General features: G+C 46.2%; 20 protein-coding genes and 2 pseudogenes. 8 read left to right on the forward strand and 14 right to left on the reverse strand.

Going from position 1 to position 22649, the window contains the following annotated elements; translation table 11 throughout:
* Positions 1-112 precede the first annotated feature (112 nt).
* The 6 genes and pseudogenes from yqeK to ACBR23_RS22225 all read right to left on the reverse strand — a co-directional run bounded on the left by yqeK (position 113) and on the right by ACBR23_RS22225 (position 3477).
* Entirely contained in the window at positions 113-703 is a 591-nt protein-coding gene (gene yqeK / locus ACBR23_RS22200) for a bis(5'-nucleosyl)-tetraphosphatase (symmetrical) YqeK (RefSeq protein ID WP_371120439.1), read from the reverse strand.
* A gap of 67 nt (positions 704-770) precedes the next feature.
* Positions 771-938 (reverse strand): annotated as a pseudogene (locus ACBR23_RS22205) (zinc ribbon domain-containing protein); the annotation flags it as partial.
* A gap of 305 nt (positions 939-1243) precedes the next feature.
* On the reverse strand, positions 1244-1423 hold the full coding sequence (locus ACBR23_RS22210; RefSeq protein ID WP_340524036.1) for a hypothetical protein: 180 nt from the start codon (positions 1421-1423) through the stop codon (positions 1244-1246).
* 341 nt (positions 1424-1764) lie between these two features.
* On the reverse strand, positions 1765-3183 hold the full coding sequence (locus ACBR23_RS22215; protein WP_371117572.1) for a GUN4 domain-containing protein: 1419 nt from the start codon (positions 3181-3183) through the stop codon (positions 1765-1767).
* A gap of 9 nt (positions 3184-3192) precedes the next feature.
* Positions 3193-3270: pseudogene (locus tag ACBR23_RS22220) on the reverse strand (hypothetical protein); the annotation flags it as partial.
* Positions 3271-3312: 42 nt separating this feature from the next.
* The gene (locus ACBR23_RS22225) at positions 3313-3477 is read right to left on the reverse strand and encodes a hypothetical protein (protein ID WP_341736096.1); all 165 of its coding nucleotides are present in this window, start codon (positions 3475-3477) and stop codon (positions 3313-3315) included.
* A 619-nt stretch (positions 3478-4096) separates the two neighbouring features.
* On the opposite strand from ACBR23_RS22225, the gene ACBR23_RS22230 reads away from it, so the two are divergent.
* Entirely contained in the window at positions 4097-5470 is a 1374-nt protein-coding gene (locus tag ACBR23_RS22230) for a hypothetical protein (RefSeq protein WP_371117573.1), read from the forward strand.
* Here the strand turns inward: ACBR23_RS22230 and ACBR23_RS22235 are convergent.
* A complete protein-coding gene (locus tag ACBR23_RS22235; RefSeq protein WP_341736097.1) occupies positions 5467-5658 on the reverse strand; it encodes a hypothetical protein in 192 nt (63 codons plus the stop codon). The genes ACBR23_RS22230 and ACBR23_RS22235 overlap by 4 nt on opposite strands.
* A gap of 444 nt (positions 5659-6102) precedes the next feature.
* Between ACBR23_RS22235 and rimP the strand changes: the two genes are divergently transcribed.
* From rimP to ACBR23_RS22265, 6 genes are all read left to right on the forward strand, one after another.
* Positions 6103-6570 (forward strand): ribosome maturation factor RimP, encoded by a 468-nt coding sequence (gene rimP / locus ACBR23_RS22240; protein ID WP_341736098.1) that lies wholly within the window; start codon positions 6103-6105, stop codon positions 6568-6570.
* Positions 6571-6711: 141 nt separating this feature from the next.
* The gene (gene nusA, locus ACBR23_RS22245) at positions 6712-7992 is read left to right on the forward strand and encodes a transcription termination factor NusA (RefSeq protein ID WP_341736099.1); all 1281 of its coding nucleotides are present in this window, start codon (positions 6712-6714) and stop codon (positions 7990-7992) included.
* Positions 7993-8004: 12 nt separating this feature from the next.
* Positions 8005-8268: a YlxR family protein gene (locus tag ACBR23_RS22250; RefSeq protein WP_341736118.1), complete on the forward strand. Its 264-nt coding sequence runs from the start codon at positions 8005-8007 to the stop codon at positions 8266-8268.
* 423 nt (positions 8269-8691) lie between these two features.
* The gene (gene infB / locus ACBR23_RS22255) at positions 8692-11853 is read left to right on the forward strand and encodes a translation initiation factor IF-2 (RefSeq protein WP_371117558.1); all 3162 of its coding nucleotides are present in this window, start codon (positions 8692-8694) and stop codon (positions 11851-11853) included.
* A 116-nt stretch (positions 11854-11969) separates the two neighbouring features.
* Positions 11970-12602 carry a low-complexity tail membrane protein gene (locus ACBR23_RS22260; protein WP_341736101.1) on the forward strand — a complete coding sequence of 211 codons (633 nt, stop codon included), beginning with the start codon at positions 11970-11972 and terminating at the stop codon, positions 12600-12602.
* A 279-nt stretch (positions 12603-12881) separates the two neighbouring features.
* Positions 12882-13106: a hypothetical protein gene (locus ACBR23_RS22265; RefSeq protein WP_341736102.1), complete on the forward strand. Its 225-nt coding sequence runs from the start codon at positions 12882-12884 to the stop codon at positions 13104-13106.
* A 205-nt stretch (positions 13107-13311) separates the two neighbouring features.
* On the opposite strand, the gene epsE is transcribed toward ACBR23_RS22265, so the two are convergent.
* The 7 genes from epsE to ACBR23_RS22300 form a co-directional block, all read right to left on the reverse strand.
* The gene (gene epsE / locus ACBR23_RS22270) at positions 13312-14535 is read right to left on the reverse strand and encodes an exopolysaccharide biosynthesis GT4 family glycosyltransferase EpsE (RefSeq protein WP_341736103.1); all 1224 of its coding nucleotides are present in this window, start codon (positions 14533-14535) and stop codon (positions 13312-13314) included.
* A gap of 268 nt (positions 14536-14803) precedes the next feature.
* Positions 14804-16021, reverse strand: a complete 1218-nt coding sequence (locus ACBR23_RS22275; RefSeq protein ID WP_371117559.1) for a DegT/DnrJ/EryC1/StrS family aminotransferase — start codon at positions 16019-16021, stop codon at positions 14804-14806.
* Positions 16022-16288: 267 nt separating this feature from the next.
* The gene (locus ACBR23_RS22280) at positions 16289-16864 is read right to left on the reverse strand and encodes an alpha/beta hydrolase (RefSeq protein ID WP_341736105.1); all 576 of its coding nucleotides are present in this window, start codon (positions 16862-16864) and stop codon (positions 16289-16291) included.
* 510 nt (positions 16865-17374) lie between these two features.
* A complete protein-coding gene (locus tag ACBR23_RS22285) occupies positions 17375-17683 on the reverse strand; it encodes a DUF3493 domain-containing protein (RefSeq protein WP_341736106.1) in 309 nt (102 codons plus the stop codon).
* Between the two features lie 60 nt (positions 17684-17743).
* Complete coding sequence (locus ACBR23_RS22290; RefSeq protein ID WP_371117560.1) at positions 17744-18976, reverse strand: DUF445 domain-containing protein; 1233 nt, start codon at positions 18974-18976, stop codon at positions 17744-17746.
* Between the two features lie 197 nt (positions 18977-19173).
* Positions 19174-19875 (reverse strand): bifunctional demethylmenaquinone methyltransferase/2-methoxy-6-polyprenyl-1,4-benzoquinol methylase UbiE, encoded by a 702-nt coding sequence (ubiE, locus tag ACBR23_RS22295; protein ID WP_341736109.1) that lies wholly within the window; start codon positions 19873-19875, stop codon positions 19174-19176.
* 181 nt (positions 19876-20056) lie between these two features.
* On the reverse strand, positions 20057-21001 hold the full coding sequence (locus ACBR23_RS22300) for a response regulator (RefSeq protein WP_371117563.1): 945 nt from the start codon (positions 20999-21001) through the stop codon (positions 20057-20059).
* A gap of 157 nt (positions 21002-21158) precedes the next feature.
* On the opposite strand from ACBR23_RS22300, the gene ACBR23_RS22305 reads away from it, so the two are divergent.
* Positions 21159-22253, forward strand: coding sequence for a RuBisCO accumulation factor 1 (locus ACBR23_RS22305; protein WP_371117564.1), 1095 nt, complete (start codon positions 21159-21161; stop codon positions 22251-22253).
* Positions 22254-22649 lie beyond the last annotated feature (396 nt).

The following is a 22649-nucleotide window of genomic DNA, read 5'->3' on the forward strand; positions in this document are numbered from 1 at the left end:
CGAGTGTCTTTACTGATAATCCAAGCTTTTTTGGGAATCGCGCAGGGTTTGAACAAAATGGTACATCGTAGATTTGTCTATAAGTGTACCACCTTGTCTATTTAATAGCTAGCTAGGTACTAGCTCTAGCCATTTGCAGCGCCCAATTGCGGGTAAGTACCGTCCGCGGGTGGATGTAGCACCGAGTTTCTAGCAAATATTTAAGAGCATAATCGCTGGCTTGCCAGACGGCGGCATAAAGATTTTGCACGCTTGCCGAACGCAGCGCTTCTAGTTCGGGGGTGTTACCGCGGCTAGGCTCGATCGTATCCGCTATAAATACGGTACAACTGAGCTGACTCATATTTGGTCTGCCGAGGGTATGGTTAGCAATTGCGTCCAATATTTCTCGATCGACCACCCCAAACTCATCTCTGGCGACAATGGCGCTGACATCTGCGTGTAGCAGGTGTGGGTGCGCTATTAACACCGAGTCTAGCTCTAAACCTTCCCCCTTTGCAATTTCCAGTAGCAGTTGAGGCTTGAAGTATTTTGCCAAATCGTGTAACAATCCGGCCGATCGAGCTTTAGCTTCATCGAGGCCGTAAAGGCGAGCCAAGTCACCTGCGGATTGCTCGACTCCGAGAATATGTGTGATGCGAGCAGCAGGAACGTGGTCTCTGAGCCAATCTAGGACGCTTTCGCGGCCTTGTGGAAGTGTCAAGTATTAACTCCGAAATTGTATAATTTCTTTTATGTTAGCGTTTTCTTTTCCAGACCACTGTGGCTACTTACAGTCGATCGCGATTTAAAACCGTACCGCAGCCACAAATATGGGATCGAGTTGATAGAGATTTCTTAACGAGATTGCCACATCCCGAACACATTTGAGAAGTTTACTGAGGTGGAACAGCAACTACTGTTTTTCCGTACACCTTCCCAAAGTATTCCAACCATTGAGCCAATAGCGACCACACTGGTTTCGGAAGTTAAAGCCGTCCTACAAGGACGAGGCTTTCAACCCATTTTTCTGGTAAACAAATGTGGGCAACTGTCAATCACCCACATCTAAAAATTCTCACAATTCCAGTTTTTAGGAAAGAGACAATCTCCAAAGGAGACTCCCATTTATCGGGTGGGAAACTCTGCTCCTGTTCCTCCACCTTCGCAGTATCTACCTAATGCACGCTATATTTTGGTAAATGTGTGTATACAGCTACGAAGGGTCTTGTTTGCCTCGCCAAAGTTATCAGTGCGTAGTGGATCAGGCTGGAACTACAGGATCGAACACAACAGTCAACCTGTCGGCCGGAACCATGCGCTTGAGAATTTGCAAGTGACCGTCTGCATCAGACCAACTACGAAACTGACCTACAACCACCTTTTCCAAATTCGGAAGCGATCGAACCACAGTCCACGGCTTCAGACATTTTTCTTGCAGCATAATAGATATATCTCCTTTTTCAATGGGAGCCAAAGCCAGTCAACCATGCTGAGACAGCGCTGAGGACTGGATGTTGACTTTGTAAACTTGCCCTTCTCTCAAAACATATCACAGAAAAATAGTTTGTGATTATATCTTATTTGCTGCTTATTTTTATAGCTCATTTATAAAAAACACATCATTTAGGCCAATGGGCAATTGGGAATGGGGAATTGGGAATGGGGAATTGGGAATGGGGAATTGGGAATTGGGAATTGGGAATTGGGAATTGGGAATTGGGAATAACAAATAACCAATAACAAATAACAAATAACAAATAACCAATAACCAATAACCAATAATTACACATCTCGCCGTGACAACAAAAACCAAATCCCACCCAAACCCAAAACACCGCACAAAACCCCACCTTCCCATCCAAAAACAGTCCCACCAGGCAAATGTCCAGGCTTCGCCTTAGAAGTAAAATTTATCTCCGAATAGTATACCCATTGATTATTAATCCGCCATCCCACACGATCGCCAAACTTTTCCCAAACAGTAGCATCATAAACTCCAGGCTTTCCACCAGACTTTACCCACAGACCCTTTTGCACCGAAAAACCGAATCGGCGATGACTGTGACGCACCCAAAGTTGGTCTATAGTCTGTAAATCCTTACCCGGAAACTTCCTAATATCTTCCTCACTCAAATAACCTCTTGAGGTTTGCTCCATCACCTCCAACATTTTCAGAGAAGTTTCCTCATCAGCAGCACGCCAATTTTTCTCAGTCAGCAGTCTTTCCAACAGAGAATAGTCAATACCTTTTTCCGATTCTAAATTAACGGAAACTAGCGGAGTTTGAGTTACCGGTTGAGTTGGTATAGAAGGACTAACAACAACAGTTGGTTGCTGCGACTTTGGTACCGATGGTACTACCACCACAGAAGTAGGTCTTAAAACCTCCAAAACTTCCAGAGCAGACTTATAGCGGTCTTTAACATACTCCTGAATCAACTTATCCAAAATTTGCCCTAAATCTTGGCTAATCTTTGTACCTTTAGGCAAAGCCTCCCTCCACAGCCAGCGACCTTCAAGGGGGTCATAAAGGTCATCATGAATGTCTCCGTAGATATCCAAATAAGGCATCACAGAAGTCAGCAAGCGAATGCAAGTCACCCCCAAACTGTAAAGGTCGCTAGCAGGAACAGCCTTACCGTGCCGCTGTTCTAGAGCCGCATAGCCCGGAGTTCCCAACTTAGTTCCTGCTTGGCTAGGAGCTGCTGCTACTACCTGTTTAGAAACCCCAAAATCGATCAGTACCAATTTGCGATCGCGATTGCGACGAATCACGTTTTCCGGCTTAATATCCCGGTGAATTACATTCCGCTCATGAACAAAATTCAGCAAAGGCAACAAATCTAAGAGCAGTTCTCTAGTTTTAATTTCGCTATAAGCACCATATTTTTCTAACTCATCCTTTAAGTTATTGCCATCAATAAACTCTTGCACTAAATACAAGCGCCCATCTTCCTCAAAATAAGAAATTAACTGCGGGATTTGGGAATGTTTGAGTTCATAGAGCCGTCTTGCTTCTTGTTCAAACAACCTGACATACTTTTTAAAATGACTCGGTTTCCGCTGAAATTCCTGTGGTGGTGACAACTGTTTGATTACGCACATTTCTTCAAACTTCCCGTGATTAACAGCCCGAAAAGTTCTGCCAAATCCCCCATCGCGCAGCGGTTCAGTTGCTGCATAAAGGTCTTTTAGCAGCAATTTAGAACCGCAATTAAGACAATACTTCGTGCCTGGTGGGTTCTGACGCTTGTCTTTTGGGCAATCGAGATTAAGGCAGTAGGTCATATATTAAAAACGGGTGAACAAAATTATACTCAGAGTGTCCTTTTATTCAAGAGTGCGATCGCGAGCTGTTTTTTTGGGCGCAAAACTCAGAACATCAGCACAGAGGCTGCCTGGGGCACCGCTGAGGGGAGTTCTCGCCAGACTGCCCCACAGCAAGTATAGCTCTCTTGAGCCTTTTACCTCAAACTCAGAGTCCCAGTTTGACACCGAAGCTCGATCGATGCAGTATATTCCACAAACAGAGCTTCATCCCAACCAGTTGTCATTTAGCAGTCAAAAAGGCCCATCGCCCCAACTACTTTCAATTTTTGCCACCGCCAGCCTGTAGAGCCTAAAACAGACACCATACTCGATCGCTCCCATCCTGAGTACAATAAAACAATCAGGTCAACTCATCTATCCAGAGTAATTCCAATAGGAGCGCCCACTTCTGATCGACCCCCCAGAAATTTCTCATTGCCTAAAACATCTAATTGTACTGTTACAAATAGGCATTAATAAATCCTAGCTATCGGCTTAGTTGCTTTCCATGTTTTCTGTGAATATATGTATTATTGTTAACAATAAATTTTACCAAATGCCACAATTTTTGAAAAAATACCAAAAGTATGATACCTCAAAATAATTCTAGTATAATTTAATAAAACCACGCAGTTATTATGGAGTAAAAACAGCAGTTAATGACCTGAAATAATTGAGCATAGTTTTCTGAAATATCCCCAATTTATCATCCCAACGACCAAATAGAATGACACTCAAACTTCAGCCATCTCAAACTTCCAAATCCCCCAAAAAATCTCCCAAAATACCCTGGATCGAGCGCTTAATGGCTTTGATAGCACTCGGAAATTTAAGCCTAGTATTATTTGACATCAGTTACGTTCCGTGGCGTGATTTCTACTGCCGGCAACTGCCCCTCCTCACCCAAGTCTACGATCCATTTAAAGGAATTCAACCCCACCGAGATACCCAAAAATATCTAGAAAGCTTAGATGAATTAAAAAATCAAGTAGTGCAAACAGGCTTAGCCTCTCCTCAAGTAACAGCTAAATTGCAGGAACTAGACAATCTGAGTGTCAAAATGATCGACGAAGACCCCTTTCGAGTAGCATCAAAAAGCGGCACGCTAGAAAAAATTAAAGACAGAATCCGCGATCGCGCTCCCAACCCAGAAGACTCGGCAAAACAATCATTCAAAACATTCTGGAGCCAAGACTATTTAACCAGAAAAGGTTGGCAAACAGAAATCAACTGGTTTGATGCCAAAATCAAGCCATTAATCGCCACCAACTATTACCGGGCGATCGGAGAAAACGGCGAATTTACCGACAATTTTTGGAAAATTGACCTCCCATTTATTCTCATATTTGCGATCGAATTTTTAGCCCGCACCTACACCATCAGTCGCCGCCACCGCAGCGTCACTTGGCGGGCAGCCATGCTCTGGCGGTGGTACGACATTTTCATGCTGATCCCCGGATGGCGACTATTGCGAGTATTAACTGTCACCATCCGCATCCACCAAGCCAAAATGCCGGATCTCCAACCCATTCGCACCCAAATCAGCCGGGGTTTCGTCGCCAACTTTGCCCAAGAATTAACAGAAGTAGTGGTAATTCAGCTCATCAACCAGATGCAACAATCAATTAGTAGTGGCGAACTAGCCAAGCAACTTTTTCAATCTCAGAAACAGCGATATTTAGACATTAATAATATCAACGAAATAGAAGCGATCGCCACTCATTTAGTCCAAATCACCGTCTACAAAGTCCTCCCTCAACTCCAGCCAGACCTAGAAGCCCTCCTGCGTTACAATATAGAACTATTTCTCAAACAATCCCCCCTTTATCAAGGATGGAAGCAAGTACCCGGATTGGGAAACCTGCCGGAACAGCTAGCAGAGCAATTAGTGGCAGAACTCTCGAAACTAGCCACACTCGGTCCCCAAGATGCTTACGAAGCCTTCAAAATCGCCAGCGAAGACCCTATAGGAACCAAACTCTCAAGCCAGCTAGTCCAGCATTTCGGGCAAGCTTTGGGAGCTGAACTGCAACAGCAGCAAACTTGGCAAGAAATACAAATGTTGCTTTGCGACTTCCTGGAAGAGTTTAAAATCAACTACATCCAGCGGTTGAGTGAAGAAGACTTCGAGAAAATTTTAGAACAAGCCAAAGAACTGCAACGCATAGCCCCGCGTTAGGAAGATGGAAGATGGAAGATTTTCCCGCTTCTGTCCCCATCTCCCCACTCCCCCCGTCGGCGAATCGCCGAGATCCCAAGGGGGTTTGTCACTGGGCGGGCGATCGAGCTAAACTGAGATTTGAGATTAACTGCGATCGAACTCAAAGCTTGTACCTCTGTTGCCAACAGGCAAAATGCTTGTTGCACAAAAAGTAAATTTGCTTGTGGAGTGGGGATCTTATGGCCCGCCCCTCAAAAACTTTTTGACAATTGTGCAATATTTGATACCGGAGATAGTTCTCAAACTTCACTACTGAGTCTCAGGACTGATGATAGTCCTGTTTGTGGTATGTCAATTTACCGCGATTTAAACGCCAGGAGAGAACATTTTCAACTGGAAACAACCCTCGGCTTGAGGGGGCTAGCCTACTTATCTTGGGATGGCCGACCACCCAACAGCGTAGGAAGTGAACACTAATTATCCAAAGGATAGCTTTGGGTAAGTCTAGGTAAGTTTTATGAAGCAGTGGGTCAAGCCCACTTTTTTTGTTGCATTAGTCGCAGGAAAAAAGCTCAGGGCATCAGACTTGCAAGTTTAGGACTGATCCAGGCCCGTGTCCGAGTTCAGGAGTTTTAGCTTAAATATTCAATATGACTCATCCCCTAATCCCACAAATCATTGACTTAGCTACCCCCGTTGCCGAAACACTGGGATTGGAAGTAGTGGGAGCAGTGTTTCACACCAACCAAAATCCACCAGTCTTACGGATAGACATCCGCAACGTCCAGCAAGACATCGGTTTAGCCGACTGCGAGCGGATGAGCATAGCTCTCGAACCAGAATTAGACGCAGCCGACATCATACCCGATGCCTACGTGCTAGAGATTTCCAGTCCTGGTATATCCCGATTGCTCAGCAGCGATCGAGAATTCATTACCTTTAAAGGTTTCCCCGTCACAGTCAAAGCCACCGAACCGGAATCGCGAATCAAAGAGTGGAAAGGACTACTGGTGGGTCGCGATGAAACAACAGTTTATCTCAATCAAAAAGGGCGACAAATTAAAATTCCCCGTCTTCAGATTGCCAAAGTTGAACTAGACGAAGGAAAAGAGATGTAAAAGGAAGTTTTGAGTCTTGAGTTCACCTAATCCCTCATCACTCATAATTTACCCTCGGCAATTGCCGATGACCGATACTTCGACTAGGCGGGCACAACTGCCCAAGGCCCGATTACCCAATTACAAAAAGGAGTGTTTTATATGTCAATGGTTCCTCTGCCCGGACTCAAAGAAATGGTCGAAGGTATTAGCAAAGAAAGAAACTTGCCCAAACACGCAGTTCAAGCAGCCTTACGAGAAGCCCTCCTCAAAGGATACGAACGCTACCGTCGCACCCAAAAATTAGACCATTTCAGTGAAGAATACTTTGATAATTTTGATGTAGAACTAGATGCAGAACAAGAAGGTTTTCGCGTTTTAGCAAACAAAACTATTGTCGAAGAAGTCGTCAATCCCGATCACGAAATAGCACTTTCCGAAGTGCAGGAAGTAGCCACAGAAGCTCAACCGGGTAGCATCGTGTTGGTAGACGTAACGCCAAATCAAAAAGAATTTGGTCGGATGGCAGCCATCCAGACTAAACAAGTGCTGGCTCAAAAACTGCGCGACCAACAGCGCAAAATGATTCAAGAAGAGTTTAAAGATTTAGAAGAAACTGTTCTTCAAGCAAGAGTGCTCAGGTTTGAGAGACAGTCGGTAATTTTAGCAGTCACTAGCAGTTTTGGTCAGCCAGAAGTAGATGCCGAACTCCCGAAACGCGAACAGTTGCCCAATGATAATTACCGCGCCAATGCTACATTTAAGGTGTACCTCAAAAAAGTAGGCGAAGGCTCTACTAGAGGACCGCAGTTACTTGTCTCTAGAGCAGACGCAGGTTTGGTAGTTTATTTATTTGCCAACGAAGTGCCCGAAATAGAAGACGGAGTGGTGAGAATTGTTGCCGTAGCTAGAGAGGCAAATCCCCCTTCCCGTCACGTCGGTCCCCGGACTAAAATAGCAGTTGATACTCTCGATCGAGACGTAGACCCCGTAGGAGCCTGCATCGGAGCGCGGGGATCGCGGATTCAGGTAGTAGTTAACGAATTGCGGGGGGAAAAAATCGATGTGATTCGCTGGTCTCCAGACCCCGCAACTTATATTGCTAATGCTCTGAGTCCGGCTAGGGTAGATGAAGTGCGTTTAGTTGCGCCAGAAGGCAGGCGAGCACACATTTTGGTCGCTGAAGACCAACTTAGTCTGGCGATCGGTAAAGAAGGTCAAAACGTCCGCCTCGCAGCCCGCCTCACAGGTTGGAAAATCGATATCAAAGATATTGCTAAGTACGATCGTGAGGCAGAAGACAGTAAATTGGCAGCAGAAGAGACTACACTCGATCGACTAGCAGCAGAGGAAGAAGCAGAATTCCAGGAGGACCAGGAAAGTTCATCGGAGGCAGAAGATGTCGGCACAATCGACGAAACCGAAGCCAGGGTCCGATCGTAAATGACGTAAATGATGAAACCGAACTACCGATGCTGTGCAAGTTGTCGAAAAGTAGCTCCAAAAGAAGCTTTTTGGAGAGTAGTCAGGGTCTATCCTTCTCATCAGGTACAATTAGATCTTGGCATGGGTCGTTCAGCTTACCTTTGTCCGCAAGCAGAATGCCTCAAAGCAGCTCAGAAAAAAAATCGACTTGGGCGATCGCTCAAAGCGCCTGTGTCTGACCAACTGTACCAAACACTTTGGCAGCGTTTAGCCACCTCTGACTGCGCCTCTTAAAGGTCAAAGCCGACAAACCCTCGGCTTCCTCCGTACAAACCCTCTTGGCAGCCCTACCTGTAATTACCGGTAGTGCGACCACTAAAACCCCAATCCGATCTGCCCACCAGTCTGGAAAGATTTGTGTCAGATTAGATAAGGGTGGGGTACTAGCAGAGGTATCCTCAAGGTAGAAAAGGGAACTAAGAAGTTGGAGAAAGTGGCTTTTGCCAAAACTTAGACTTCTGAGTTCTAAGTTCTCAAAAAAACTTGAGAATTCTCCGATCGCAGACTTCAGCTAGGTTGCATTTTTATAGATGGAACTGCTGAGAGAGTACCAAAACCCCGATTCCTGACACTGAAATCAATCACAGCGAATGATGTCGTCATTAGAACAAAAAATCAAAATGTAAAAACTGGTTGGCATAACAGAGGGCAGAGTGGATGAACAACGGCAAAGTAAGAATTTACGAGTTATCACGGGAACTAAATTTGGATAATAAAGACATCTTGGCAGTGTGCGAGCGGCTCAATATTTCAGTCAAGAGCCACAGCAGCACAATCACAGAATCAGAAGCAGAACGCATTCGCAAAACGGCGGAAAAATACGTAGCCAGCCACTCTTCCCCCGGCAAGCCAGCTCCCCCCGAAAGAGCAGCAGCGCCATCTAGAGAATCTGGCCCTCATCCTAACGATCAACAAAAAAAGCAGCAAATTTTAGAAATACGCAGTCCAAAAGTACGACCCCAGGCTGGTGCAAACTCCCAGCAGCCGGGGAACGAGGAGAGAAAAAAAACACAGGCAACCGTCGCCACTCCTCCCAAATCTCCAGCGGCTCAACAGCTCCAACCTCCGGCTAAGCCAAATATCAATCGACCCGTACTGTCGAAGCCGAATGCTCCATCAGCAGCGCCTTCGTCAGCAACAGTGTCTCAAACTGTAGGTGATATCGACCCAGAAACCAACACCGAGGCTCCGGCAGCGATAGCAGCCCAACCGTCCTTGGAAAAAGCCCCCGAACGAATTCAGCGCGTTGCCAGCACCCCTCCGGGGCCGTCGGCAAAGCTGACATCGCCACCAGTCAGACCCGCCGGAGAGTCTGCTAATCGCACCCAACTGACTCAGGGAAATAGGCCGATCATCAAAGTTGCCAAAACTGAGCAAGAACAATCAGAACAGGCAGAAAGCCGGGAAGCACCTGCTAAACCGACTAGACCCACCAGACCAGCGGCCGGTGGTACCGAATCTCGCGCCCAAAGACCACGCCTAGATGGACCAGGAAGCGTCAAAACTCAACTGGCAGAGCGACCAAGCCCAGGCGGCCCGCGCCGGAGCCTTGCCCCCGCAACTTCAGCCGCCGGGCTGCGCAGCCGGGGCGGTGACATCTCAGCCACCGGAGAAGACGGAGACGATGACGGAGACGATACGTCGTTGTTGCTGGATACTCTTCTCCTTCCTAAGCCGACGCTGCCAAAGCCAGCCAAAAAGACACAGGTCATTTGGGAAGAAGATGATGACGAAAACCCAGATGCAGCTAGCAAAGCAGCCAAAGCTGGTAAGGTCAAACGTTCTCGCTTAAAACCCATCGATGAGGATGACGATGACTTAGAAAACGGCTTGGATATGCCAGCACCAGTAATGGTCAGCCTGTCGCTAGCCCGCCCTGCTAAGGCGAAGTCACCAGCAGCACTCAAATCAACACCAACTCCGGGTGCACCCGGAAGCAGTGGCAAAAACAAGAGACCAGGCCCTTCTCACGATAAGAGCTCCTCTGGTTCCAGTGGTGGACGGGGTAATAATCGTGGCAAAGCAGCCGAAACAAAAGTAGAACGTCCAGAAACACTGGAACTCAGCAGGCCGATGACGGTTCAGGAACTCGCAGCTACTCTGGCTGTTCCCGAAACCGAAATTATCAAGCGGCTGTTCTCTAAAGGTATTGCGGTCAACATTACCGAAACCCTGGATATTGCAGCGGTGAGAATGGTAGCTGAAGAAATGGGCATAGAGGTAGAAACCCCTGAAAAAGTAGCCCCAGCTATCAAAGTAATCGATATGCTGGACGCAACAGATTTGGAATACCTCCAACGCCGTCCGCCAGTAGTCACGATTATGGGTCACGTGGATCATGGTAAAACTACCTTGCTCGACTCGATCCGCAAAACTAAGGTGGCTCAGGGAGAAGCTGGCGGTATTACCCAGCACATTGGTGCTTACCACGTAGATGTGGAACACGAAGGCAAGAGCCAGCAGGTGGTATTTTTGGATACTCCTGGTCACGAAGCCTTTACAGCAATGCGTGCTCGCGGAACTCGTGTCACAGACGTTGCCATCTTGGTGGTGGCGGCGGATGATGGCGTGCGACCCCAAACAATTGAAGCGATCAGTCACGCGAAAGCGGCTAAAGTGCCAATTGTGGTGGCGATCAATAAAATTGACAAGGAGGGCGCTCAGCCGGAACGGGTGAAGCAAGAGCTGACAGAGTACGGCTTGGTTGCAGATGACTGGGGCGGCGATATCACGATGGTTCCTGTCAGCGCGATCCGAGGCGAAAACCTCGATACGCTGTTGGAAATGATCTTGACAGTCGCGGAAATGGAAGACCTCAACGCCAACCCGAATCGCTCGGCTAAGGGTACGGTGATTGAAGCTCACCTCGACAAGGCAAGGGGTCCGGTGGCAACTCTGCTAGTCCAAAACGGTACTCTGCGGGTAGGCGATATTGTGGTCGCAGGCTCGGCCTTGGGTAAGGTGCGGGCTATGATCGACGATCGGGGCGCTCGCGTCGAACAAGCAAGTCCATCTTTTGCGGTGGAAGTGCTGGGGCTGCGAGAAGTGCCTCGTGCTGGAGACGAATTCGATGTCTTCGCCAACGAAAAAGAAGCAGCGGCGATCGCCAGCGGCAGAGCTACATCCCAACGAGATTCCCGTCTGTTGCAAGGTGGCAGAATCAGCCTCAGTGGCTTCTCTCAACAAGCTAAGGAAGGCGTTCTCAAGGAACTAAACTTGATCTTGAAGGCAGATGTCCAAGGCTCCCTAGAAGCCATTGTCGGCGCTCTGACCCAACTTCCTCAAAAAGAAGTTCAACTCCGATTGCTGCTATCTGCTCCTGGAGAAGTCACAGAAACCGACGTTGACCTCGCCGCGGCTAGTAATGCCGTGATTATCGGGTTCAATACTACCCTCGCCACCGGCGCTCGCCAAGCAGCCGACCAAGCAGGGGTAGACGTGCGGGAATACAGCATTATCTACAACCTCTTGGATGACATTCAAGGGGCGATGGAAGGCTTGCTGGAACCCGAACTGGTGGAAGAACCTCTGGGTCAAGTCGAAGTGCGCGCTGTGTTCGCGATCGGTCGTGGAGCTGTGGCTGGATGTATGGTACTTTCTGGCAAGGTCATTCGCAATTGCAAGGTGCGGGTGCGCCGTGGCAACAATGTCGTCTATGAAGGTGTCCTCGACTCCCTGAAACGGATGAAGGAAGATGCTAAGGAAGTCAATACTGGCTTTGAATGTGGCATTTCCTTGAATGGGTTTACCGACTGGGCCCAAGGCGACATGATAGAAGCCTACCGAATGGTGACTAAACGTCGCACGCTCTCAGCATAATTTTGGATTCTCAATTGTGGATCGGGGACTCAAGGCTGGTTAATTACCAGCCTTGAGTTTTAAGCATTCTTCCTTCTTCCTTCTTCCTTCTTCCTTCTTCCTTCTTCCTTCTACTTATGCGTTCTTTTTGGTCTGAACCTTTTTTGTGGATTCACCTGGCTGGGCTGGCTGCATTGCCAATTTTCCTTGGACTTTGTTGGCTGGGACTAGCGGTGGGTTCTCCGCTGCTGCCAGTGTGGCTGGAAGTATTTTTAGTCGGGGCCGCAGGTATTGGGCCTGTGCTCTGGATGCAGTGGTTCCGTCCTTTTTACATTTTTAGTATTTTAGTGGTGGCGGTGAAACCCCAGAATCTCACCAATGCACAGCAGCGGATTCTGGCTGGGTTTAAATCTCGCTTAAATCAAGGATTAGCTCTGTTTTTAGCTATTTTGCTGGCAGTAATTTTATGGCAACTATATCGATTTTCTCCCCTGGCAGCTTCCGTCGCTCCTTTTCCTCCTCAATGGCGATTGGCTGGATTGCTGTTGGCTGCTGGGGCTTTTCTAGCTAGCAATTTGTTCTTGCAGGTGCCTGCTAGTGTCCTGGCTGTATTGCTGACACCGGAATCAGAATTGGCAGCGAGACAGCCTCATGTTTTGGATAAAGTTGGGCTCGATTTCACGATCGCAGGCTGGCAGGTCGATCGCATTTTACCCACTTTTGCCGAGGCTGGAGATCGGGGGACACCAGAAGAGGGAGATGGGATTTGAGCGTGGCCATGCGACATTTGGGATTGGGGATTTAGGATTAAAAAAATAACCAGCCCCGGATTCAATTGTATTTTAAGATACTGCTGATTTAAAAATAGTGTGATAATAAATCAATAGTTATTAATTGAAAGTTATTGAGATTATTAACATTCAATATCTAATTTTTAATTTGAGGTTATTTTGATTTTTCATTTGCTATTGGCAGAGGAGAATATATAATGGAAATTGTCAAGGTAAGCTTTAAATCCTCACAGGGGATTAAAACAGAGGTATAAAAATATGGCGAATGCACAAACGATCGCACAAGAACCTCAAGCAGCAGAGCCGATCGAGCTGTACGAAGATTCTCAAATCTGGGGCAGTCTCAAAAAAGCGATCGGCGCAAGTTCTGGATTTCAACGCTGGCAGCTAGAGCGAAATTTTGAGAATCAGCAGGCAACTGTCAGCATCGACCAGCAAGTTCGCTCCTATTTGCGAGAAACTTTAGCAACTTTGGCTTACTGAGTGCTGCGAAGCGAAATGTTGTAACTCATAGTAGCTTCCCATCGCCCCTGGTTTAAAACCAACTTGAAACAAGGCGTTAATTTCACGATTTTTCAGCAGCAAGGGCATTTCAAAATTAATATAAATATCCTAGCTCCTTATATTCAGGAGCTAGGACGTTATCGGGCCCTACTCAAAAAATCACCGAATTGAATTTTGCCAAAATTTAGTTGAGATGCTCCAAGGATTCAAGTAAAATCTGAGCGCTGCGCCGATGGTGGAATTTATCAGCAATCTTCTGTCGTGATTTTTGAGTCAGACTCAAAGTTAACTCTTTGTCCTGTAACAATTTTGCGATCGCATCTGCCATTTTTTCGGGATTTTCCGCCGGGACCAGCATACCGTCAACGCCGCTATCTATCAGTTCCGCCATCCCACCCACATGGGTAACTACTACGGGAGTTTCCATAGCCATTGCTTCCATAACCGCTACAGAAATTCCCTCTTTTAGGCTGGGTAAAGCAAAAATATCAGCCTCTTTATAACCTTGCCGATTTCGTTCTTCGGAGACAGAACCCAGCAGTTGAACATAATCAGACATTGATTCATCCGCAATGAATTTTTCCAATTCTTTCCGGTAGCCATTACCAGCATTTCCATCCTCCCCAGCAATCTGTAAACGGACGTCAAACCCTCGTTCTCGAAGCAACTTAATTGACTCAATCAGGTACTTGTGTCCTTTAGCTATATTGAGACGGCCACAAGTATAAATTCGGCATTGAGTCCCTTCCTGCCAAGGAGTGTAGGGAGTTTCACGCTTAATTTCATCGAGATTAACACCCACTGGTGAAACTCTCACATCCTTGGGCAAGAAACCTTCTAGCTCATCTTTGATAGAGTAGAGAAGTTGTTCAGACATCACAGAAGCAAAAGCAGAATGTTGCCATTTTTGCTCTTGATTGCCCCCAAAATCTTCTAACTGACCGAGAAGGGCGACACTATAAGTAATATCGGAAAGTATCGAGGCAAATAGGGCTATATTAGCAGCATTGCCACAGGAATGAACGTGGACGTGAGACCAGCCCTGGGTTTTGGCCAACCAAGCTAGCTTTGCACCCATAACGACCAATACCAAGTAGTAAAGCTTTTGAGCTAAAGAGACATCCTTGGCATTGGCAATTACACTCAGACAGCGCCACCAAGCAATCGGACCAGCTTTGATGAGTTGGATGGGAACATTTACAAAATCTTTGAGTTCAAAGGGGACTAAATAATCGGTGATACTTTGGGCTTTCTGAGCCCAAGTATGTACAACCTTAGTGGGCGGACGGCGGGTGGAGATGATGTGAGGTTTCATACCAATATCCAGCATTGCTTGATATTCACGCCAAATCCAAGTATGAGTTTGCCCTGGAAATTCAGGGATAAAGTAGCCAATTTGTTTATTCATTATTGATTTTTTTCCTTAGCAACTGGACAAATTGAAATGTGTTAAACTATCTTAGGATTCTTCTTGTTCTATTACCTTTATTCCCATCAATTCAGCTTTGTACTTCAACATTTCAATTAGTCGAGCATGAGGAATAGAGATATCCGACTAAATCCGGGTTTTTCACCCCATTTCGGCTGTGGGTCGCTAATTTCTCCCTCTCGCCCATACAGTAATAAAGGGGGTGAAAAACCCGGATTTGGTATTAGATGTTTTTGGGGCTAATAGTCTAGGCAGCTTTGCCTGCTGTCACCTCTAATTGAGGTAGAACCTTACCCTTGGCCAAACATTTTTTAACAGCAGCAATCACATCTTCAACATCTGCATCTGTTAATTTGGCTGAAATTGGCAAACTTATGGTGCGGAGTCCGACGTAACTTGCATTCGGATAATCTTCCGGCTGCCATCCAAACATTTCCTGATAGACAGGATGTTCTGCCATACTCATGTAATGTACGCCAACACCGATATTTTCAGCATTAATAGCGTTAAGAAACTCGTCGCGGCTGATGCCTGCGGTGGCTTCATCTACCAAAATCGTGTATAGGTGGTAGGCATGAATTGTGTCTGGTTGTGGGTCTGACGGCAGAGTAATTGGTAAATCGGCAAATGCTTCATTGTAGCGCTGCCAAATCTCTTCGCGCCGCTTCCAATAAGGAGCAACTCGTTCCATTTGATGAATGCCGATCGCAGCTTGCAGATCCATCATATTGTATTTAAAACCGACTTCCACCACTTGGTAGTGCTTGTATCCTGAATCGCCGAAGCGCTTCCAAGCATCTTTGCTCATACCGTGCAGCGCCAAAATTTTGAGCCGGTCAGCGTCTTCTTGTTTCCGACTTAGAATCATGCCACCTTCACCCGTAGTGATGTTTTTGGTGACATAAAAACTGAAGCATCCAAAGTCGCCAAAAGTCCCTGCTTTCCGTCCTTTATATTCTGTTTCGATGGCGTGAGCACAGTCTTCGATTAACTTTAAGTTGTGGCGTTGAGCAATTTCGCACAGGGCATCCATATCGCAAGGACGACCTGCAAAGTGAACTGGCAAAATCGCCTTAGTTTTGGAAGTTATTTTAGCTTCAACTTTCGCCGGGTCAATATTCATGGTCACCGGGTCGATATCTGCCAGTACAGGTGTTGCCCCTGCGTGAATAATCGCGTTAACTGTCGCACAAAAAGTCATCGGAGTAGTAATGACTTCATCCCCTGGTTTTAACGAAGCAGCGAGGATACTTAAATGCAGCCCTGCCGTACAGGAATTGACTGCAATTGCGTACTCGGAACCCTTGTAAGCTTTGAAGTCATTTTCAAAGCGCATAACCTTTGGCCCCGTACCCAACCAGCCTGTTTGCATAGTCGATACGACTTCCTGAATTTCAGCATCTTCGATCGCAGGAGAGCCAAATACGAGGAAGCGATCTTTAGACCGAATAGGATTGTTGTTCATTTTGCTAGTTTTTATCCAGTAAATAAAGTCTATGGAATGGCAGTCAACCGCCCTAATAGGTACGGTTATCTTGGGATTTGAGATGCTTTTCTATATCTTAAGATAGATATTTCATAATGTCCATAGTTTCGCATTTCATTATATGGAAGTTACAGAAAGACTTGTGCTATTTTTTTGGGTAAAAAACTTGTTTATAAGTGAAAATACGGAACGTTGAGAACTATTCTGTCTACAAACTCAGAAATTTGCCTGATTTGAGATCGTCTCCTAAAGTTTAGGTAGACGAATCTTATTCAAAAGGTCTTGGAGCCGTTCGGAAACACCACCCAATTGTTCTGACAAGGCTACCAGTTTGCCATAAGCTTCCACCAAACGATCGCCCTCAACGTCAACTTCGGTCGTCGGATAATTCTTGATGGTTTCCAGTAACGTAATTTCATGATCACTGCTGGCAGACAGCACCAAAGCCGCGCGCAAAGCCTCTTTATTTGCATTCCCAGAAGGAGTGTGAATTACCTGACCGACTTCATCCAGAATCATGTCTCCAACTTTACTATTCAGGGTCCGATCCAAAAACCTGGGATTGACTTTAACCGGTCTCGTCAGATGGCGGCGAATAGCTTCCGGGTCTTGTTTAGCTTGTCCCAACAGCATCTCTAAGCCAGAAGACATTTTCCCAGTTTCCGCGAAACTTTCTAATTCGCTGACTGGTATAGTCATCCGAATCACACTGTATTTGAGGACTACCTTTTCAGAGGCCAGCGCAGCACCGCTGTAAAACAACATTCCCGCCCCTGTGGCTAAACATAAAGTCCACCGCTGTTTGAAAAATGACCATCTCATACTAAAGTCCCCAGATATTGTTGTCCACTTCGACTATAGCGATATTTATTTACTTACCGCCCAGGTAAATCTGTTCTGGAGATACGATATCAAATCCGGGTAAAAAAATCCTTCATTGCTGTAAGGGGGAGAGGGGGGAGAGAGGGTTACAGGTACAGAGGGGGAGAAATTAGCGACTCAGATCAAAAAGGGGGTGAATAACCCCGATAGTATTCTGTCCGTTGGTACCGGAATCAGCATCAAAAAACTCACCACCAGGTCTTCTATAAGTGAAGGCTGGCAGTGAGTCTAAAGTTAGTTTTTATGTTTAGGGTCTTTATGAAAGCTGACCCCATTTGAACGGCTTAAAAGTGGTTTATGATTAGGGTCTTTAAATTTGCTGACCCCAATTGAACCCATCCTTCAATAATGACAGGGATCGATCGCAAACCAGGGTTTCGTAATGATTTCTTTATGTTTTTAACTTTTCCTTACCTTAAATGTACTTTTGTGTAGATTAGTAAAATTTTATTACTTCTGTTTTGGGGGTTGGCCCTGGGCGCGCTGCTCCCAGCGGAACAGAAACACCATCAGAGCCACCACTCCCACTTGGAGGGCAAAATTGGGCAAAGTAGAGCTAACTTGCTGGCCGGAGGCAATTTTAGCGAGGAAAACTAAGCCACCAATGAAGCCAGATGCGCCGCAAGCGATATAGACCAACTGTCGCAGAGGTCGATAGGGAGCGGCTATCTCTGCTGTTAAACGTTTGTATTGTTCGGGACTGAGGTTGCGGGGGTTTTTGGGGCGGTAGGGGCGATCGTCGGGATTGGGAGCTGGCATAGATTTAAATAAGATGTGTATTTTATGCTACAACAAATATCTAACAATCATCAAAAAAAATCATCGCTGTACCAACAGCACAACAGTCTGCAAACAGCCGACCAAAACACCCAAAATTCCACCTAAATTGACTATTCCTTGCAACTCGCTTTTGACAATTCCCTGAATTGCTAATTCCAAGTCTTCAGGAGAAGTACCTTTAACTCGATCGACAATCACCTGATCGATATTTAAAATAGGGATCGCCTGAGCTACAATATTTTCTAAATCCCGCTCCAGATACCGCTCTAAAACCAAAGCTAGTTCTTGGCTGACCATTTCTAGGGAAGCACTCATCACTGCTGAAGTCTGCAATCTACTCAGAATTAACTTAGAAATATTTTCCCAATCAATAGACTTGCTCAAGCCCTGAAGTACCTCCATACCCCGTTCTTGAACATAACTGCGAACGCTGTCCCGCATAGTTTTTCGTAACTGTCGCACTGTCGAAACTGGTAGATTTTGCATGGACAAGTTTTGCAGCCACTCCTGAATTCGCCCGCGAATTCCCAAAGCCACAGTTAATTCTGCTAAGCGCTGATTTGTCGCTTCTTTGTCATCGAGACAAAAAGTCCGCAGTCGAGTTAAAGTGTTCCGTAAACCAAACAAATTGGCGACTACCCAATAAGTACCGCTGGTTTTTTCTCGAAACCCTTCATCGATGATCGAAATATTGCGATCGGTCAAAAAGTCAATCAAAGTCTGCCGCAACACTTCCGGCGGTATTACTACCTGTAACAGCCAATCAGCCAATTGACCAGCCTGAGCTTCGGTTAGCTGAATTTCCAGCAAAACTTGGTCAAAAATTTGATTTAACTGAGCTTCTAAAAAATCTTCCCGTCGCGCCAAAATTTTGAGAATACGTGGTACTGATTCCCCTAGCAAATCTCGCAGAATGTTGGCGAGAATTTTAGCAGTTTTTTGCTCTGCATCTGCTTTAACTTGATCCAAGGCTAACTGCAATAGCCAGAGAATTACCGACTGCATTCGCTCGGTTTGTAAAAGGCGACGGGCTAATTTTTGTAACTCCTCTGGTGTCAGGAGCGAGCCCATAATTGTGTCAGAAATTCGCTTGGCTAAGCGCTCTTGGTTGCGGGGGATCAAGCCGGGAGTGAATGGTAATTGCCGCCCTTTGACATAAATAGCTCGATAGGGGCGAAATAACATTTTGATAGCTATATCATTGGTGAAATAGCCAATAATTCCTCCCACTACAGGTGGGGCAAAAAACAGCCAAATATCAGATGGGTTCATCAATAATTGGGAATTGGGAATTGGGAATTGGGAATTAGGAATTGGGAATTGGGAATTGGGAATTGGGAATTGGGAATTGGGAATTGGGAATTGGGAATTCGGAATTGGGAATTAGTAATCACAACTGTCAACGGTCAACGGTCAACGGTCAACTGTCAACGGTCAACGGTCAACTTTCAACTGTCAACTGTCAACTGTCAACTGACTAATACCAATACTCCCATCATAGCTCCAGCAATAGGATAGTGTGTGGCGTTGGTAAATCCGGCTTGGTGGGCGATCGCCACTTGTTCCGAACCCATCGGGAATTTTTCTAAACTAGGATTGATATAGGCGTATTCTTCAGTCATGCCAAATTGCTGAGCCATTGGCACTACTAGACTTTGGAGATAAAACTGCTGAAAACTCCGCATCAGGGAATTTTTGGGGCGGTGGAGGTCGAGAATCGCTGCTGTTGCACCGGGTTTGAGTACGCGGTGCAATTCCTGAAGACTGCGGGGGATATCAGTCACATTGCGGAGGCCGTAACCCATGGTGGCGCAGTCGAAGTAATCATCGGGAAAAGGCAAATCGAGGGCGTCAGCTTCTACCCAGGAAATGGGACTAGAAGGAGTGAGAAAAGGTCGATCGCGACGGGCTGCAACAGCCAATTGTTCTTGTGAAAAATCCACTCCAAAGACAGAACCGCTAGGGCCTGCTTGCTGTGATAAAAGTAGAGCTAGATCCCCGCTACCGCAACACAAGTCTAAGCAAGTATTGCCGGGGCGGGCATTACTCCATTTCACCGCCATTTGTTTCCAAATTCGGTGCTGCCCCAAGCTCAACCAATCGTTTAATTGATTGTAAATTGGTGCTATTCGATTAAATATGGTTTTAATTTTTTCGGAATTATTGGTCATTGATTAGTTGTTATAGGTTAGTTGTTATGGGTTAGTTGTTATGGGTTAGTTGTTATTGGTTAGTTGTTGATTGTTACTAATAACCAATAACCAATCACTAATCACTCATCACTAATCACTCATCACTCATCACCAATGACTACTGACTACTGACTACTGACTACTGACTACTGACTACTGACTACTGACCCTGAAAACTTGTTATTACCAACGCAACTTGTTGAGCTGCGAGGTGAACAGTTGTTAGTTCGTCCGGGCGAAGGGTACAAGGCTGCTTCCACTGGAGGGAAATCAGGGCGATCGATCGACCTCCGTGAACCACCGGGATGCTCAGATGGGATTTAATGGCAGATTGCTGATAGTGTGGCAGGCTAGCTAGGGTTGCATCCGTTGCAATATTCACAGCAGCCTGAATATTTTGAGAAGCGATCGCCTCCCTAGCTAGAGGGTCATCTGCTAGCCAATTTTCCAGATCACCACCGCTGGTATGACCACCTTGAACAGGGACTAAAACATTGCCTTCCACCAGTTGCAAAATGCAAGTGTCGGCCAAAAAATTATCACTGATAGCAGTAGCGATGGGGTCTAAAGTTGCTACCAAATTCGGATACTCCAAAGCCGTTTGCATGATAGTGGCTAACAGTTGTATTTGATTTTGGGCGCGACGCAATTCCTCAGTCCGCTGCTTGAGAACTTCATAAGTTTCGGCAGCCTTTTGGACTACCATTTTCAATTCGTTCGGGTCCCAAGGCTTAGTGATATACTTATAAACCTGTCCTGAGTTAATCGCATCTACCAAGTCTTCAATATCCGTAAAACCAGTCAAAATAATCCTGACCGTGTTCGGAAACTGAAACACAGTTTTGCTGAGAAACTCAGTTCCCTTCATTTCTGGCATCCGCTGATCGGAAATGATGACGGCAACCTCGCCTTCGCTTTCCAATACTTCTAAAGCACGAATTCCGCTTTCTGCTTTGAGTACGTTAAAATCGCGTCGAAAAGTGCGGTAGAGTAAATCCAGATTGTCTGGTTCGTCGTCTACTACCAACATTTTCGGCTTTTTCGGTCGGTTTAAGGTCATGAGCTGGCGTTTAATTTGGTCTAGCTCGGGAATGGCACTATCCATAACAATACGATAAACTCCCGTCTGTAAATTTAGGCGAGGAACTATTCTGTAACAATAGTCTCATATATCACTTACTATAAAGTCTAACCTTTGCCACAATACGATCCTTGCTGGTACTCAATCACACTTAACGAGAGCCTTTCTTTTTGATCCAATTATGACTGATACACCGCAAGATTCATCCGGGCCCGCATCTCAACCCTCTGCTGATGCTGTGGATCTCGAAAATTTAGTCCGATCGCTCCGCCGCAAAGAAGGTGGCTGGGTACACTGGGGACAAGCCTGTACAGCACTGCAAAAAGCTGGCTACAGTTCTCAAAGAATTTTTGAAGAAACTGGTTTTGAGCCAATTCAGCAAAATCAGGTCAGCGTTGCAGCCCAAGTCTACACTAGCATGATAAATGCTGGGGCTTCCGAAGAAGTGCGATCGCACTTTCTGGCCAAAGGTAGCGATATTTTGTATGAATTTCGGATTCTGTCTCAAGCAGAAAGGGCGGCAGCGGCGGCGTTGATACTGGCCCACAATTTGGACGTTGACGACGCCCGTGATGTCGCTAAAGCCATGAAGGAGTTTTCACGCTTTGGAAGTCTGCCCCAAGGCTTCACAGATACTGCTGGCGATGCCATGGCTTACCAGTGTTGGCAATTAGCCAGACAAAACAGTGACTTGCAAGAGCGATCGCGCTTAATTGCGCGGGGTTTAAAATTAGCTAGCAGCAACAGCGCCCGACAACAAATCGAGCAGTTGCTGGTAGATTTTACCGTAGTTCGGAGACGTTCTGCCCCCCGTTTGCCCGTTTACAGGCTCGACACAGAGGAACAAGTACCCCGGATTCTCCCCGTTGTGGGTAAATTGCCACTTTCGGTGACAGATTTACAGGCAGTGCCTTTGCTAGAGGAAATTGGACCGTTGAGAATGGTAAAATTTTCGGGAGCGGGAGCTTGGGTGGCGATTCCGGGCTGGCAAGTGATTTTGAATGCTGAAGATCCGGTAGCGGTTCTGGAAATGAGCGATCGACTGCCGGTGCCACTGCAAGGCAAAATTGAAGAAATTTTAATTATTGTCGATCGCTCTCAAAGACAATGGGATGCTGATAGTTATTTCCTGGCAGATAACGGTGGCAATTTGGAATTGTACTGGTTTGAAGAAGCACCGGATATTCAGATTTTAGGACGAGTTGTGCTGGTGATGCGTCCGAAAAAGATTTTGGATGAAGATTACACCAAAGATGGATGGCAAATAGATGATTAGTTAATAGTTAGTTGTTATTTGTTGGTTATAACTGGTTCCCCGGCTCTGCCTGGGAACCGAGATCCAGAGGCTCTGCCTCGAAAAGCTGCGATCGAAATTGGAGGCAGAGCCTCCGAATCTGCGTTACCAGGCAGAGCCTGGTAACGAGTAGATTAGTTAAAAATGCGTGTTCTTAAAATTTAACTGGTTCCCCGGCTCTGCCTGGGAACCGAGATCCAGAGGCTCTGCCTCGAAAAGCTGCCGATCGAAATTGGAGGCAGAGCCTCCGCATCTGCGTTACCAGGCAGAGCCTGGTAACGAGTAGATTAGTTAAAAATGCGTGTTCTTAAAATTTAACTGGTTCCCCGGCTCTGCCTGGGAACCGAGATCCAGAGGCTCTGCCTCGAAAAGCTGCCG

The sequence above is a fragment of the Microcoleus sp. genome, assembly GCF_041354475.1.
Taxonomy (GTDB): domain Bacteria; phylum Cyanobacteriota; class Cyanobacteriia; order Cyanobacteriales; family Microcoleaceae; genus Microcoleus.